The following is a 14571-nucleotide window of genomic DNA, read 5'->3' on the forward strand; positions in this document are numbered from 1 at the left end:
GACCGGAATGCCTGCCATGGCCCAGCCCAGCACCGACGCCACCGCCAACGCCTATTACGTGCCCAGCCAGAGCCGCTGGCCGTTCATCGGCTCGATCGCGATGTTCGTGACCATGATCGGCGTGGCCAGTTGGCTCAACGACGCGTCCTGGGGCAAGTGGACCTTCTTCACCGGCATCGCGATGCTGGTGGCGACGCTGTTCATGTGGTTCGGCGACGTGATCCGCGAATCGATCGCCGGGCACTACAACCGCCAGGTCGACGTGTCGTTCCGCATGGGGATGGTGTGGTTCATCTTCTCCGAGGTGATGTTCTTCGGCGCCTTCTTCGGTGCGCTGTTCTACACCCGCACCTTCATCCTGCCGTGGCTGGGCGGCGAGGGCGACGGGGTAATGACCAACGCGTTGCTGTGGGACGGCTACTCCGCTGCCTGGCCGACCAACGGCCCGGGCGGCATCGGCGGCCAGTTCCAGACGATTCCGGCGTGGGGCCTGCCGCTGATCAATACACTGATCCTGCTCAGCTCCGGCGTGACCCTGACCATCGCCCACCACGCGCTCAAGGCCGGCCACCGCACCCGGCTGATGGTGTTCCAGGCGCTGACCGTGGTGCTCGGCTGCACCTTCCTGTACTTCCAGGCCGAGGAGTACATGCATGCCTACAAGGAGCTCAACCTGACCCTGGGCTCGGGCATCTACGGCTCCACCTTCTTCATGCTCACCGGCTTCCACGGCGCGCACGTGCTGCTGGGCACGATCATGCTGCTGGTGATGCTGCTGCGGATCACGCGCGGGCACTTCAGCCGCGACAACCACTTCGCCTTCGAAGCGGCGGCGTGGTACTGGCACTTCGTCGACGTGGTGTGGCTGGCGCTGTTCCTGTTCGTCTATGTGCTTTGAGGGCGGGGATTGGGGAGTTGGGATTGGGGATTCGTTGGATCCCGCGCGTGCCCGCGTCCTCGGTGGCGGTGCTGTAGGAGCGGCTTCAGCCGCGACGCATTACCGGTAACGGGTCGCGGCTGAATCTGCTCCTACGAGGAACAGCGCACTTTGCGGATCGCTTGCGTGCACGGTCATACGCGCACGGCATGCTCATCCGAATCCCGAATCCCGAATCCCGGCAGCAATGCCTACCGCCCGAGTCCATGGGGCTTGATCGTGCCGGTATAGATGCCCAGGATCACCAGCAGGATCAGGCACACCGATAGGCCGATGCGCCAGGTCAATGCGTTCACCGTGCGCTTGCTCTGGCCGCGGTCCACCAACAGGTAATACAGGCCGGCGCCCAGGTTCCACAGGATGAGCAGCAGGAACGCGACGATCAGCAAGGTCTTCAGCGAGTCGTTCATGGGCGTCTCGGCGCATGGTGTGTCCGCATTATGACCCTCGCCGCTGCCTCGCGCGTGGGCGCGCGCCGGCGCATGCCGTTGTGGCTGGGCTGGAGCGTCGCGCTGGCGGTGGCGCTGGCCTTCTGCCTGCTTGGTCGCTGGCAGTTGCAGCGCATGCACGAGAAACAGGCGCTGCTGGCGCAGGCGGCGCATGTGCGCGATCGCCCGCAGACGCTGGCCGATGCGCTGCGTGCGAGCCCGCCCGGCCACTTGCGCTGGGTGCATGGCGCGGGCCGCTTCCTGCCCGGGCAGATCCTGCTCGACAACCAACTGCGGCAGGGTCGCAGCGGGGTCAAGGTGTACCAGCCGTTCCTGGCCGACGGCGTCGCGGCGCCGTTGCTGGTGGAGCTGGGCTGGTTGCCGCTGCCGGCCGACCGCGCGCTGCCGGAGCCGGCGCCGCTGCAGGGCCGCTACACGCTGGTCGGCCTGCTCGGGCCGGCGCCGTCGCATGGGCTGGCGCTGGGTCCGGCGCTGGTGGCGGCGCCCTCGCCGCAGCGCTGGTTGGCGATGCGCATCGAGCCGGCGGCGATCGGCGAGGCGCTCGGCCGCCGCGACATTTTGTTGCAGGTGCTGCGCCTGGATCCGGCCCTGCCGCTGGGCTATCCGCGCGACCTGGACCTGCTGCCGAACACGCTGCCGCCCGAGCGCCACTTGGGTTACGCGGTGCAATGGTTCGGCCTGGCGCTGGCGGTGCTGGTCACCGCGGCGCTGCTCAGCTGGCGCGCGCGCAGGGGACGGGGCGGGCGCTGAGCGCGCGCGCATGAGAAAATCCCCGGCATGAATGCTCCCACCCCGGCCCCGCGCCCGGCGGCCGCACGCGGCCGCTGGCCGCTGATCGTGTTGTTCGTCCTGTTCTTCGGCTCGATGCTGGTCGCCGGCGCGTTGCGCTTCTCCGGCTGGCAGCCGGCTGCCAGCCGCAACCATGGCGAGCTGCTGCAGCCGCCGGCCGACCTGCGCGCGCTGCAGCCACGGCTGGCCGACGGCCGCAGCTATGCCTGGGAACCACAGCGGCGCCTGTGGCGCATCGCGCTGGCGCCGCCGGCGGACTGCGGCAGCGCCTGCGATGCGCTGGCGCGCGACCTGGACAAGGTCTGGCAGCTGTTCGGCCACGACGCCGACCACGTCCAGATCCTGTGGATCGGCACGCCGCCGGCCGCCGCCCAGGCCCTGCCGCAGGTGCAGGCGCTGCGCGCGGACCCGGCGCTGCTGGCGGCGCTGCCGCGGGTGCGCGATGCGGCCGGAGTGCCGGTCTACGTCATCGATCCGAACGGTTTCGTGGTGCTGCGCTATGCCCCCGGGTTCGACCCGGCCGGGCTGCGCGCGGACCTGGCGAAACTGCTGAAACTCCTGTGAGCCGCTTCCTATGACCTTGTTCGCGCGCCCGGCGCTGTTCCGGCATTTCCACCGCATGGCCTGGCTGGCGGCGCTGTTCACCGCCAGCACCATCATGTTCGGTTCGTTCGTGCGCCTGTCCGACGCGGGCATGAGCTGTCCGGACTGGCCGACCTGCTACGGCCGCATCACCTGGCCGCAGACCAGCGCCGAGGCGGACACCCACGCCGCCAGCAAGATCCGGCCGCTGGAGACGCACAAGGCCTGGCGCGAGCAGATCCACCGCTTCCTGGCCGGTGCGCTGGGCGTGGAGGTGCTGGTGCTGTCGCTGCTGGCGGCGCGGCGGCGCCGGCTCGGCATCGCCCAGATCGTCACGGCGGCGGCGCTGGTGGCGCTGTCGATCCCGCTGTACATGTCCGGCTGGCCGGGGCTGGCGATGCTGGTGGCGGTCGGTGGCGAGGCGATCCTGCTGCTGGCGGCGCTGCGCTGGTCCAACGACGACCTGGCCCGCGCGGCGGTGCTGACCCTGTCGGTGGTGATCTTCCAGGCCTTGCTGGGCATGTGGACGGTGACCCTGCTGCTCAAGCCGATCGTGGTGATGGGGCACCTGCTGGGCGGCCTGCTGATGTTCTCGCTGCTGGTGTGGATGGCCTGGCGCGCCACCCACCTGCCAATCACCCTGGCCGATGCGCCGCGCCTGAAATGGCTGCTGCGCCTGGGCGTGGCGGTGCTGGTGCTGCAGATCGCGCTGGGCGGCTGGGTCAGCGCCAACTACGCGGCGCTGGCCTGCGGCGGCGGCAGCTGGTCGGCCGACAACTTCCCGCGCTGCGTCAGCCAGTGGTGGCCGCCGCACGATTTCCGCGAGGGCTTCACCCTGTGGCGCGGCATCGGCGTGGACTACGAAGGCGGCGTGCTCGATGGCGCGGCGCGCATCGCCATCCAGATGGCGCACCGGATGATGGCGATGGTGGTGGCGGCCTACCTGCTGTGGCTGAGCTGGCGCCTGAGCCGCACGCCGGGCATGCGCGGCTGGGCTGCGGCGCTGGCGCTGCTGCTGGTCGCGCAGGTGTGCCTGGGCATCCTCAACGTCAAGCTGGCGCTGCCCTTGCCGGTGGCGGTGCTGCACAACGCCGGCGCGGTGGCGCTGTTGTTCGTGCTGGTGTCGTTGCTGGCGCGATTGCGGGCACCGCAATGAGCGCGCGCGGCGTCCACTGGCGCGACTACTGGGACCTGACCAAGCCCAAGGTGGTGGCGTTGATCGTGTTCACCGCCCTGGTCGGCATGTGCCTGGCGATCCCGGGGCTGCCGACCTGGGCGCAGGTGCGCACCGGCCTGCTCGGTTTCTTCGGCATCTGGCTGGCGGCCTCGGCGGCGGCGGCGATCAACCAGCTGCTGGACGCGCGCATCGACGCGCAGATGGCGCGCACCTCCTGGCGCCCGCTGGTGGTGGGCAAGGTGCTGCCGTGGCAGGTACTGGTGTTCGCGGCGCTGCTGACCGCGCTGTCGATGACCGTGCTGGTGGTGTGGGTCAACTGGATCACCGCGGTGCTGACCTTCGCCTCGCTGATCGGCTATGCGGTGATCTACACGGTGTTCCTCAAGCGCACCACGCCGCAGAACATCGTCATTGGCGGCCTGGCCGGCGCGGCGCCGCCGCTGCTGGGCTGGGCCGCGATCACCGGCATGCAGGGCCAGTGGGACTGGGCCTATGCCTCGCTGCTGGTGCTGATCATCTTCGTGTGGACGCCGCCGCACTTCTGGGCGCTGGCGATCTTCCGCCGCGCCGACTACGCCAAGGCCTCGATCCCGATGCTGCCGGTCACCCACGGCGTGGCGCATACCCGCCGGCAGATCCTGGTGTACACGGTGCTGCTGGTGGTGGTGACGCTGCTGCCGGTGGCGGTGGGCATGAGCGGGGTGTTCTACCTCGGCGGCACCCTGGTGCTGGACGCGGTGTTCCTCTGGTACGCCTGGCGCATGCTCGACCCGCCGGACGAGATGTTCTCGATGCGCATGTTCGGCTATTCCATCGTGTACCTGATGGCGCTGTTCGCGTTCCTGCTGGTCGATCACTGGATCGCCTGAACGGCGCGTTCAGCTACCCGCTCAAGTCTTGCCGGTCGCGGTCGTTACCGAGCGAACGACCAAAATCGGCAAAGCCGCGGAGACAGCGATGTGGGGCAAGAGCAAGCAAGACGCGGCGAAGCTGCAGGCACTGACCGAGCGCCTGCGCGAGGCCGAGGCGGAGCGCGACCGCGCGCGTGCGCAGGCCGACAGCGCCCTCGCCAACCTGGACGAGATGCGCGTCCGTTTCGACCTGGTCACCAAGGCAACCACCGACGGCCTGTGGGAGATGAGCGTGATCGCCGGCGATCCGATCAACCCCGCCAATGAATTCTGGTGGTCCTCGCAGTTCCGCGCGATGCTGGGCTTCTCCTCCGAGCTCGACTTTCCCAACGTGCTGGACAGTTGGGCTTCGCGCCTGCATCCGGACGACAAGCAGGCCACGCTGGACGCGTTCGCCGCGCACCTGGGCGACCGCAGCGGCCAGACCCCGTACGACGTGGACTACCGCCTGCAGCTGAAGAACGGCCAGTACCGCTGGTTCCGCGCGATCGGCACCACCCAGCGCGATGCCCAGGGCACGCCCTTGCACGTGGCCGGCGCGCTCACCGACATCACCGAGCGGCGCGAGCGCGAGGCCTTCCTGGACATCGTGCTGACGCGCTTCGAGCTGGGCCAGGACATGCTCAACGACGGCCTGTGGGACATGAGCGTGATTGCCGGCGACCCGATCAATCCGTCCAACGAGTTCTGGTGGTCGCCGCAGTTCCGCTCGCTGCTGGGGTTCGCCTCCGAGGCCGAGTTCCCCAACGTGCTCGACAGCTGGTCCTCGCGTCTGCACCCGGAGGACGCGCAGTTCGCGCTCAACGCATTCGCCGCGCACCTCAACGACCGTACCGGCCGCACCGGCTTCGACATCGAATACCGCTTGCAGCTGAAGAATGGCGAGTACCGCTGGTTCCGCGCGCGCGGCCTGACCAAGCGCGCCGCCGACGGCACCCCGCTGCGTGCGGTCGGCGCCCTGCTGGACATCCATGCCGCGCGCCAGCTCGGCGAGGCCGCGCACACCCTGCAGACCGCCGCCGCGGAAATGGTCGACGACAACAGCGATCTGGCCCGCCGCACCGAGCAGCAGGCCGCGGCGCTGGAAGAGGCGGCCAGCTCGATGGAAGAGATCACCGGCACCGTGCAGCGCAACGTCGAGCACGTCGGCCATGCCAACCGCCTGGTGGACGGCGCCAGCGACGTCGCCCAGCGCGGCGGCGAGGTGGTGCGCGACGTGGTCCAGACCATGGCCGGCATCGAGAGCGCCTCGCGCAAGATCGCCGACATCATCAGCGTGATCGACGGCATCGCGTTCCAGACCAACATCCTCGCCCTGAACGCGGCGGTGGAAGCGGCGCGCGCCGGCGAGCAGGGCCGCGGCTTCGCCGTGGTCGCCACCGAAGTGCGCAGCCTGGCCCAGCGTTGCGCCGACGCGGCCAAGGAAGTGCGCGGCCTGATCGCCGGGTCCAGCGAGCAGGTCGATCGCGGCTCGGCGCTGGTCGCGCGCGCCGGCGCCACCATGGAAGAACTGCTCGGCTCGGTGCGCGAGGTGCAGCGCATCATGACCGACATCGCCGGCGCCAGCCGCGAGCAGAGCGCCGGCATCGGCCAGGTCAACCAGATCGTGGTGCAGATGGACACCGCCACGCAGCAGAACGCGGCGCTGGTCGAAAAGATGGCCGAGGCCGCGCGCGCGCTGGAAGGGCAGGCGCAGGGCCTGAATGCGCATACCGGCAGCGGCCGCCGCCCCGGCAGCCAGGGCGCCGGTCAGGCAGCGGCGCCGGTCCGCGTGGCGGCCTGATCGGAAACGGTCGAGCGCACGGCGCGCCATGGTGCGCCGCTGCGCGAGGCCTGCCTACAGTCCATCGTGCGGCGTGGGCAATCGCGCCGCGGCGCACAGGATCTCCAGCGAATGGCGGCCGTGCAGAGGACCAGCGGCGGCCGCCGGCGCGTTGCACAGGTCATCGCGCGTTACGCGCCGCGTGCCCTCATCCCAGCCAATGCTGGCAGCCGTCGCTCTGCTGGCTGCCGCAGCTTTGCTGCATCTTCTGCTGCAGCCGCGCCAGCACCGCGCGGCCGTCATGACCCTTGCTCCAGGTCTGCAGGGTCTTGGCCAGGGTGTCGAAGCGCTGCCGGGTGCGCTGGTGATAGCCGTCGGGCTGGCCGGCCAATTCCCCAATCACTTGTCCGGCGGCTGCCTCGATCGCGGCCGCATTGTCCGGCTGCAGCCGGACCAGGCCGTCGACGTAGAGCACGCCCCACTGCACGCGGGTGGCGGGGCCTTGCGCGCTCTCGTAGGCCTTCTTCAGCCAGAACAGCGCCGTCTGCTTGTCGCCGCGCGCCTCGGCCAGGCTGGCCAGTTCCGGCATGTAGTAGTACGGGGTCTTGCTGCGCTGAAGCTCGGCCAGCAGCAGTTGTTCGGCGCCGGCGCTGTCGCCGGCCGCGTCGAGTACGCCGGCGGCGGTGCTGATCGTGGACTGGCGTTCGTCGTCGGTCTTGGCGGCCTGCTCGGCCCATTGCACGCGCTGCTGCACCTTGGCGACCACCGCGGGCGGCAGCGGCGGCTGCGGCCCGTCGCCGGCCTCGGCCGGCTGGCCTTGCGCCAGGCGCGCCAGGGCGATGTCCGCAGCCGCGGTGTCCAGGCGATCGCTGATCGGCAGGCTGCCGTCGGCATAGACCTGGTCCAGTGCATGGGTCAGCGCGCTCGACAGTGCGCTGCGTTCGGCGGCGTCGCTGGCCGCGGCCTGCACCAGTTCGCGCGCCGCATAGGTCAGCGTGCTGCGATTGGCGCGCACCTCGGCCGGATCGGCCAGCACCGCCTGCAGCAGCGCGCGGTCGGCGGCGCGGTGCCTGGCGTCCACGGTGGCAGCCTTGGCCGGATCCTGCGCCGCCAACGCCTGCAGCGCGAAACGGCGCTGCAATGCCGGCTGCGGCGCGGCGGCGGCCAGCCGCGTGAGCACGTCGGCCGCCTCACCCGGCTTGACCAATTGCGCTGCATCCACGGCCCAGCCGTATTCGCCGAGCAGGGTCCAGTCGTCGGCGCCGAGCGTGGCCGGCGCCTTCAGCGCTTGCTGCAGCAACTGCGCCGAGGTGGTGGTGCGGGTCGCGGCGACGCGTAGCGCCTCGGCCAGACGCTGCGTGTCGCTGTCGCCGGCCAGGCGGGTGATCTCGGTGCGGTCCGGGCGCAGCACGATGATGGTCGGATAGCCCTTGATGCCGAAGCGTTCGCCCCAGGCCTGGGCGCCTTCCGAATCGCCGTCCAGGTGCACCGCGACGAAGGCGCGGGTGCGGGCGATGAACGCCGGGTCCTTGAACAGCGTGGCCTTGAGCCGGTTGCAGGGTGGGCACCAGGCTGCGCCCCAGTACAGCAGCACCGGTTTGTCGTGTTCGCGCGCTTCGGCGAAGGCATCGTCGACGTCGCCCTCGCGCCAGGCGATGCCGGCGCTGTCGGCGGCAGGTGCCGGGGTGGCGGCCTTGGGCGCGGCAGGTGCCGGCGGTTGCTGGCAGGCGCCCAGCGCCAGCAGCGTGGCCAGGCTGGTGGAGATCGTCGCGGAACGGCGCAACATGCGGCTCATGGGGGCACCGGGTGGGGAGGGGCGCACGGCGCCGGCCGTGCCGGCCATCTACTGTACGCAGCCCCTGCCGCGCTTGCACATGCCGGCTGTGCATCTGCATATGCCGCGATCACCGGTGCCGCGGAGGGCGGCTCGCCCGCGGTCGCACCGGCGCGATGGGCGGCCGACTGCTGTCTGCCGCTCGCTAGGGCCTCGCTTCCGCCTTGGCCGCACGCGCGTAGCGTTGCGCGATCACCGCGCAGACGATCAACTGGATCTGGTGGTAGATCATCACCGGCAACACGATCGCGCCGAGGCTGCCGCTGGCGAACAGCACCTTGGCCATCGGCACGCCGGTGGCCAGGCTCTTCTTGGAGCCGCAGAACACGATCGGGATCTCGTCCTCACGCGAAAAGCCCAGGCGCCGCGCGCCGAAGGTGATCAGCGTCATCGCCAGCGCCAGCAGCAGGGCGCCGACCAGGGCGACGCCGAGCAGTGCCGGCAGCGGCGTCTTGCGCCACAGGCCTTCGACCACCGCGGCGCTGAACGCGGTGTACACCACCAGCAGGATGGTGCTCTGGTCGGTGTAGCGCAGCACCGCACGGCGGCGCTCGACCCAGCCGCCGATCCAGCGCTGCAGCAGGTGGCCGGCGACGAACGGCACCAGCAGTTGCAGCATGATCTTGCCCATCGCCTCCAGCGGGTTGGCCATGGCGCTCTGCGCGCCGGCCAGCAGGCCCATCAGCAGCGGCGTCAGGAACACCCCGAGCAGGCTCGACAGCGAGGCGCTGCACACCGCCGCCGGCACGTTGCCGCCGGCCATCGAGGTGAAGGCGATCGACGACTGCACCGTGGACGGCAGCGCGCACAGGAACAGCACGCCGATGTACAGGTCCGGGGTCAGCAGCCAGTGCGACAGCGGCTTGAACAGCAGGCCCAGCAACGGGAACAGGATGAAGGTGGCGGCGAAGATGGTCAGGTGCAGGCGCCAGTGCAGCGCGCCGGCGACGATGGCCTCGCGCGACAGCCGCGCGCCGTGCAGGAAGAACAGCGCGGCGATCGCCAGGTCGGTGACCACGTCCATCACCGACGCCGCGCGTCCCTGCACCGGCAGCAGCGAGGCGAGCAGCACCGTGCACAGCAGCGCCAGGGTGAACGGTTCGATGCGCAGGCGCGCGAGCCAGGACTTGATCATTGGGGGGGCGAGCGGCGAGGAGTGTGCATTTTAGGAAGCATGGCGCCCGCGCGCGAATCCGGACGCACGGCGTAGACAACTCGCAGACATCTTGCGGTGCTGGCGGTTTCGATCGAATGCGTGTCGCGGCGGCTTGCTAGATTGCCTCGGCCCGTCCGATTGGGGGAGCGCGTCGGGCACGATGCCGCGCCGCGCGTGCGCCATCGCCTCCCGCTTCTCCAGGGATCAGGAGCACGCATATGCAATACGATCAATATCAGACCGTGTTTGCGCTTTCGAGCTTGGCCAATTGGGTAGGGACGCGCACCGGTACTGCCCCTGCGCTGCAATCCGATTACCAGCGCATGTTGTTGGATACCCTGAAGTCGACGGCCGCGCAGCAGACGATCGGGGCCTGGGAATTGGTCTGGGGGCCGCAGGTGTGGCAGGGGCAACACTCCCATCTTTCGGACAACGCGATGTTCGTCGCCAAGTGCACGGACATGCCTGGCTTCTCCACCGCTGTCTATGTGGTGGCGATCTGCGCCACCAACCCGAAGTCCTCCTACGACTGGTTGGTCGAGGATTTCGACGTTGCGTCGGTGGTCGACTTCTCCACCTACGACCCCTTGGCCAGTGCCATGCCGACCAGGGCATCCAAGCCGATCCCGCAGGATGCCGCGGTGATCTCGATGGGTACCGCATTGGGCGTATGGCATCTGCTCAACATGGTGAGTCCGGGTACTGCGAAGGCGCCAAGCACCACCTTGTGCAGCTTCCTGCAGAGCAATGCGAGCAACGATGCCACGGTGATCTTCGCCGGCCATAGCCTCGGTGGCGCGTTGTCGCCGACCACTGCGGCGTGGCTCAAGCAGGCAGGCAAGCTCGACGGATACAACGCGGTGTACTGCTATCCCACTGCAGGCGCAACGCCGGGCAACGCGGCGTTCTCCAGCCTCTGCACGCAGCTGTTGCCGGCCACGCCTGCCAACGGTTACCAGGCCTGGAACCGCGATATGTGGAATACCCTGGACGCGGTACCGCATGCGTGGGTCATTGCCATGCTTCGGCAGATCAAGACGCTCTACGGCAACACGCCCATCTCGGATGTCGATCTGGCGGTGAATGCGGCCATCGTGCAGGCCTGGGCATCGGGCGTCTCCTACACGCAGATTGCCAATCAGCCGTTGGCGGGAACGCCCAGCGGTAGTCCTCCGACCGACCTGAAGACCTTCCTGCAGCAGGTGGCGTTCCAGCATACGAAGGCCTACGAGGCGCTGATCGCGAACTGGCTGCAGCCGGTGTTTCCGCCCGGTGCCACGGCGCAGACGCAGCCGCTGGAGGCAGATGCGCTGCTCGATGCGCTGGTCGCGCGCATCCAAGCGAAGGGTGTGGAGTGGAAGAGGCTGGAGGCAGACGCGACGGCGGCGTTGGCACCGGCGCAAACGTCGGCATAGCCCGGACGAGGCGTGGTTGGAGGTGGCGGTCTGTCATGCGGATCGCCGCCTTTTCAGTGAACCCTGTGCGGACTCAGTGCAGCGCCGCGCGCGCCTTCAACAGCTCCCGCAGCTCGTACTTGTCGGTGTCGTCCAGGCCTTGCGCGCGCTGCTTGGCCTGCAGTTCGTCCAGGCGCTGCTGCAGCGTCTGCTTTTCCAGCTGCACGACCACGTCGTGCAGCTCCTGGCGCCAGCTGGCGGTCTCGCCGGCGATCTCCTGCACCGCCAGCTTCTGCAGCGCGGCCAGTTCCTCGCGTTCGTGGAAGTGTTCGAGCAGGGCGCCGGTGGTGATTTCCGGGCGCGCATGCACGATCTGCAGCAACTCGATCATCAGTTCGATGCCCGGCAGGCGCAGGCCGGCGAACGGGTAGGGCGGCGGCAGGTCCAGCGCCAGCGACGGCGACTGCAGCAGGCGCACGATCGCCTCGCGCACCAGGCTGCGCTTGTGCGCCGGGCGCGGCGCGCGCGGCGGCGGCCGGCTCGCTGCTGCTGCAGTGGCCGCCGGTGCGGCGGCGCCGATGCCGGTGAGTTCGGCCAGGCGCTGGCGCATCAGGTCGCCGAAGGCGCCGTCGGGAATCTGCGCCAGCATCGGCCGTGCGCGTTCGGCCAGGCGTGCCTTGCCGTCGAGCGTGCCGAGGTTGATCTCGCGCGAGAGTTCGTCGAAGAAGAACTGCGACAGCGGCGTGGCCTGGACCAGCCGCGCATCGAAGGCCGCGGCGCCTTCCTTGCGCACGATGGTGTCCGGATCCTCGCCATCGGGCAGGAACAGGAAGAACGCCTGGCGGCCGTCCTTCATCCGCGGCAGCACCGATTCCAGCGCCTTCCAGCCCGCGCGGCGCCCGGCGGCGTCCCCGTCGAAGCAGAAGAACACGTCCGGCGCGTTGCGGAACAGCAGTTCGGCGTGGTCCGGCGTGGTCGCGGTGCCCAGCGTCGCCACCGCCTGGGTGACGCCGAACTGGAACAGCGAGACCACGTCCATGTAGCCCTCGACCACGATCAGCCGCTCGATCTTCTGGTTGGCCTGGCGCACCTGCCACAGGCCGTACAGTTCGCGGCCCTTGTGGAACAGCGCGGTCTCGGGCGAGTTCAGGTACTTGGGGCCGTCGTCCTTGTCGAGCACGCGGCCGCCGAAGGCGATGACCCGGCCGCGGCGGTCGAAGATCGGGAACATCACCCGGTCGCGGAACTTGTCGTAGACGTGGCCGCGGTCGTTCTTGGAGAACAGCCCGGCGCGGTCCAGCAGCTTGAGCCGGCGCTCGTCGGTGCCCAGCGCGTCCTTGAGCGCGCTGTAGCCGTCCGGGGCATAGCCGATCTGGAAGCGTGCGCGGTTCTCCGCATCCACGCCGCGGCCGTCCAGGTAGGCACGCGCCCTGTCGCTGCCGTCGAACTGGCGCTGGAAGAACTTGGCCGCTGCTTCCAGCGCCGAGTACAGGTCGCGGTGGTCGTCGCCGGCGGCCTGGGCGGCGCCGCGCTGCTGGGCGTCGCGCGGCACTTCCATGCCGGCGCGCTTGGCCAGTTCGTCGACCGCGTCGAGGAATTCGAGGCGGTCGTAGTTCATCAGGAAGCTGATCGCGGTGCCGTGCGCGCCGCAGCCGAAGCAGTGGTAGAACTGCTTGGTCGGGGACACCGTGAACGAGGCCGAGCGCTCGTCGTGGAACGGGCAGCGCGCCGCGTATTCCTTGCCCTGGCGCTTCAGCGGCACGCGCGTGCCGACCACCTCGACGATGTCGGTGCGGGCGAGCAGGTCGTCGATGAATGCGTCGGGGATGCGGGCCATCCGCATAGGATGCCACGCGCGTGCGCCGTCACGCTGGGCGCGCTGCCTGTGAGGTTCAGCGCCGTGCGGTCAGGACGTCGGCGGTGCCTGCGCGGCGTTGCGCGGGTCGATCCCGGCGGCGACGAGCTTGCTGTGCGAGCGCAGGCGCTCGTCGATCACCGCGGTGATCAGCGCGCCGACGAAGAACACCACGGTGGCGTAGTAGATCCACACCAGCAGGATCACCAGCGCGCCCATCGAGCCGTAGGCGCTGCCCGGCGCGGCGGTGGCGATGTACAGGCCGATCGCATAGCGCCCGGCCACGAACAGGCAGGCGGTGATGGCGCCGCCGATGATCGCCTGGCGCCATTGCACCCGGCGGTCGGGCAGGTAGTGGTAGAGCACCGCGAAGGCCAGCACGTAGATCGCCAGGGTCGAGACGTAGCCGACCGCGGGCAGCAGCGACGGCATCCGCGCGAACACCACCTGCAGCACGGTGGTCAGGATCATCGAGATCAGCAGCAGGAAGCCCAGCCCCAGCACCACGCCGAAGGAGAACACGCGCTTCTTCAGCCAGGCCATGATGCCGTCCAGGCGCTGCTTGTCGGTGCGGAAGATCAGGTTCAGCGCGTTCTGCAGCTGCGCGAACACCGCGGTGGCGCCGACGAACAGCAGCAGGGTGCTCCACAGCCCGGCCAGCGAGCCGATGTTGGGCTGGTTCTTGGCATTGTCGATCACCGTCTGCGCGACCTCGCGCGCGCCGTGTCCGGCCAGCTGCCCGATCTGCGCAATCAGCGCCTCCTGGGCCTGCGGGTAAAGCGAGGCGGTGAGCCACAGCAGCAGCACCAGCAGCGGCGCCAGCGACAGCAGGGCGTAGAACGACAGCGAGGCCGACTGGGTCATCACGTCGATCTCGACGAAGCGCCGCACCAGCGCGGCCGGCAGGCTCTGCTGCAGGCGGTCGAGATGTTTGTGCAGGCGATCGGACGACAGGGGCAGGGACATGGGCGCGGGACCTTCGGCGCGCGGCGTCGCAACGCCGGTCCCGCACTGCGCGCTGAAGGAGGGCGCGGGCTTGCCGGGCGTTGTAGCAGCCCGGCATCGAAAGGCGGGTGAAGCCCGCCGCCCGCGCGCCCCTCGGGAGCGTCAGCCGGCCAGTTGCTGCTTGACCAGCACCGAGACCTGGCCCATGTCGGCCTTGCCGGCCAGCATCGGCTTGAGCACGCCCATCAGCTTGCCCATGTCGGCCGGGCTGGCGGCGCCGGTCTGCGCCATCGCCGCCTGGATCGCGGCGACGATCTCGGCCTCGCCCATCTTGCTCGGCAGGTAGCGCTCGATCACCACGATCTCCTCGCGCTCCACCTGGGCCAGGTCGTCGCGGCCGGCGGCCTCGTACTGGCTCACCGAGTCCTTGCGCTGCTTGACCATCTTGTCCATCACCGCGATCACCGCGGCGTCGTCCATCTCCACGCGCTCGTCCACTTCCTTCTGCTTGATCGCGGCGTTGATCAGCCGGATCACGCCCAGGCTGTGCTTGTCGCCGGACTTCATCGCGGCCTTCATGTCGTCGGTGAGCTGCTGCTTGAGGGTCATGAGGGACTCCACAGGGAAGAGAAAAGGGGGGAAGGGCATTCTAGGCAAGCGCGCTGGCGCAGGCCGTGCGGCCGAGGCGGCACGCGGGTGCCGAGGGATCAGGGACGGGGCCGATACTCCGCGCGGGCGGATCGCCTGGTCCAAGCAGAAGATGCACAAAAAGCCGGCGAC

Annotated in this window: 13 protein-coding genes; 7 read left to right on the plus strand and 6 right to left on the minus strand. The window is 69.5% G+C overall.

Translation table 11 applies throughout. The annotated features are described in order from the left end of the window. Nucleotides 1–16: 16 nt before the first annotated feature. A complete protein-coding gene (locus NUG21_RS02550; protein WP_160945719.1) occupies nt 17–898 on the plus strand; it encodes a cytochrome c oxidase subunit 3 in 882 nt (293 codons plus the stop codon). Nucleotides 899–1128: 230 nt separating this feature from the next. Here the strand turns inward: NUG21_RS02550 and NUG21_RS02555 are convergent, their stop codons facing one another. Then, a complete protein-coding gene (locus NUG21_RS02555) occupies nt 1129–1347 on the minus strand; it encodes a twin transmembrane helix small protein (protein ID WP_160968816.1) in 219 nt (72 codons plus the stop codon). 30 nt (nt 1348–1377) lie between these two features. Between NUG21_RS02555 and NUG21_RS02560 the strand changes: the two genes are divergently transcribed. From NUG21_RS02560 to NUG21_RS02580, 5 genes are all read left to right on the plus strand, one after another. Continuing rightward, nucleotides 1378–2136 (plus strand): SURF1 family protein, encoded by a 759-nt coding sequence (locus NUG21_RS02560; protein ID WP_263392186.1) that lies wholly within the window; start codon nt 1378–1380, stop codon nt 2134–2136. Nucleotides 2137–2163: 27 nt separating this feature from the next. After that, a complete protein-coding gene (locus NUG21_RS02565) occupies nt 2164–2739 on the plus strand; it encodes a redox-active disulfide-containing membrane protein (RefSeq protein ID WP_160945717.1) in 576 nt (191 codons plus the stop codon). A 10-nt stretch (nt 2740–2749) separates the two neighbouring features. Further along, on the plus strand, nt 2750–3913 hold the full coding sequence (locus NUG21_RS02570; RefSeq protein ID WP_017914359.1) for a COX15/CtaA family protein: 1164 nt from the start codon (nt 2750–2752) through the stop codon (nt 3911–3913). Next, a complete protein-coding gene (gene cyoE, locus NUG21_RS02575) occupies nt 3910–4803 on the plus strand; it encodes a heme o synthase (RefSeq protein WP_160945716.1) in 894 nt (297 codons plus the stop codon). The genes NUG21_RS02570 and cyoE overlap by 4 nt, the downstream gene beginning before the upstream one ends. Nucleotides 4804–4891: 88 nt before the next feature. After that, nucleotides 4892–6628, plus strand: a complete 1737-nt coding sequence (locus tag NUG21_RS02580; protein ID WP_263392187.1) for a methyl-accepting chemotaxis protein — start codon at nt 4892–4894, stop codon at nt 6626–6628. A 187-nt stretch (nt 6629–6815) separates the two neighbouring features. Here NUG21_RS02580 and NUG21_RS02585 read toward each other — a convergent pair whose 3' ends face one another. Together NUG21_RS02585 and NUG21_RS02590 are read right to left on the minus strand one after the other, a co-directional pair. Continuing rightward, the gene (locus NUG21_RS02585) at nt 6816–8402 is read right to left on the minus strand and encodes a thioredoxin family protein (protein ID WP_263392188.1); all 1587 of its coding nucleotides are present in this window, start codon (nt 8400–8402) and stop codon (nt 6816–6818) included. Between the two features lie 184 nt (nt 8403–8586). Next, entirely contained in the window at nt 8587–9576 is a 990-nt protein-coding gene (locus NUG21_RS02590) for a bile acid:sodium symporter family protein (RefSeq protein WP_263392189.1), read from the minus strand. Nucleotides 9577–9815: 239 nt separating this feature from the next. Here NUG21_RS02590 and NUG21_RS02595 point away from each other — a divergent pair, with 239 nt between their 5' ends. After that, complete coding sequence (locus NUG21_RS02595; protein ID WP_263392190.1) at nt 9816–11012, plus strand: lipase family protein; 1197 nt, start codon at nt 9816–9818, stop codon at nt 11010–11012. A 73-nt stretch (nt 11013–11085) separates the two neighbouring features. On the opposite strand, the gene dnaG is transcribed toward NUG21_RS02595, so the two are convergent. From dnaG to NUG21_RS02610, 3 genes are all read right to left on the minus strand, one after another. Continuing rightward, entirely contained in the window at nt 11086–12828 is a 1743-nt protein-coding gene (gene dnaG / locus NUG21_RS02600; RefSeq protein WP_263392191.1) for a DNA primase, read from the minus strand. Nucleotides 12829–12897: 69 nt separating this feature from the next. After that, a complete protein-coding gene (locus NUG21_RS02605) occupies nt 12898–13812 on the minus strand; it encodes a YihY/virulence factor BrkB family protein (protein ID WP_242081357.1) in 915 nt (304 codons plus the stop codon). A 141-nt stretch (nt 13813–13953) separates the two neighbouring features. Continuing rightward, nucleotides 13954–14400: a GatB/YqeY domain-containing protein gene (locus tag NUG21_RS02610; protein WP_160945710.1), complete on the minus strand. Its 447-nt coding sequence runs from the start codon at nt 14398–14400 to the stop codon at nt 13954–13956. Nucleotides 14401–14571: the final 171 nt, after the last annotated feature.

The organism is Xanthomonas sp. CFBP 8445 (genome assembly GCF_025666235.1).
Classification (GTDB): domain Bacteria; phylum Pseudomonadota; class Gammaproteobacteria; order Xanthomonadales; family Xanthomonadaceae; genus Xanthomonas_A; species Xanthomonas_A indica.

Bases quoted from the DNA above. Each gene is read 5' to 3' on its own strand.
- NUG21_RS02595 (WP_263392190.1), top strand. From the start codon at position 9,816: ATGCAATACGATCAATATCAGACCGTGTTTGCGCTTTCGAGCTTGGCC.
- NUG21_RS02580 (WP_263392187.1), top strand. From the start codon at position 4,892: ATGTGGGGCAAGAGCAAGCAAGACGCGGCGAAGCTGCAGGCACTGACC.
- NUG21_RS02550 (WP_160945719.1), top strand. From the start codon at position 17: ATGGCCCAGCCCAGCACCGACGCCACCGCCAACGCCTATTACGTGCCC.
- cyoE (WP_160945716.1), top strand. From the start codon at position 3,910: ATGAGCGCGCGCGGCGTCCACTGGCGCGACTACTGGGACCTGACCAAG.
- dnaG (WP_263392191.1), bottom strand. From the start codon at position 12,828: ATGGCCCGCATCCCCGACGCATTCATCGACGACCTGCTCGCCCGCACC.
- NUG21_RS02605 (WP_242081357.1), bottom strand. From the start codon at position 13,812: ATGTCCCTGCCCCTGTCGTCCGATCGCCTGCACAAACATCTCGACCGC.
- NUG21_RS02570 (WP_017914359.1), top strand. From the start codon at position 2,750: ATGACCTTGTTCGCGCGCCCGGCGCTGTTCCGGCATTTCCACCGCATG.
- NUG21_RS02560 (WP_263392186.1), top strand. From the start codon at position 1,378: ATGACCCTCGCCGCTGCCTCGCGCGTGGGCGCGCGCCGGCGCATGCCG.
- NUG21_RS02610 (WP_160945710.1), bottom strand. From the start codon at position 14,400: ATGACCCTCAAGCAGCAGCTCACCGACGACATGAAGGCCGCGATGAAG.
- NUG21_RS02555 (WP_160968816.1), bottom strand. From the start codon at position 1,347: ATGAACGACTCGCTGAAGACCTTGCTGATCGTCGCGTTCCTGCTGCTC.
- NUG21_RS02585 (WP_263392188.1), bottom strand. From the start codon at position 8,402: ATGAGCCGCATGTTGCGCCGTTCCGCGACGATCTCCACCAGCCTGGCC.
- NUG21_RS02590 (WP_263392189.1), bottom strand. From the start codon at position 9,576: ATGATCAAGTCCTGGCTCGCGCGCCTGCGCATCGAACCGTTCACCCTG.
- NUG21_RS02565 (WP_160945717.1), top strand. From the start codon at position 2,164: ATGAATGCTCCCACCCCGGCCCCGCGCCCGGCGGCCGCACGCGGCCGC.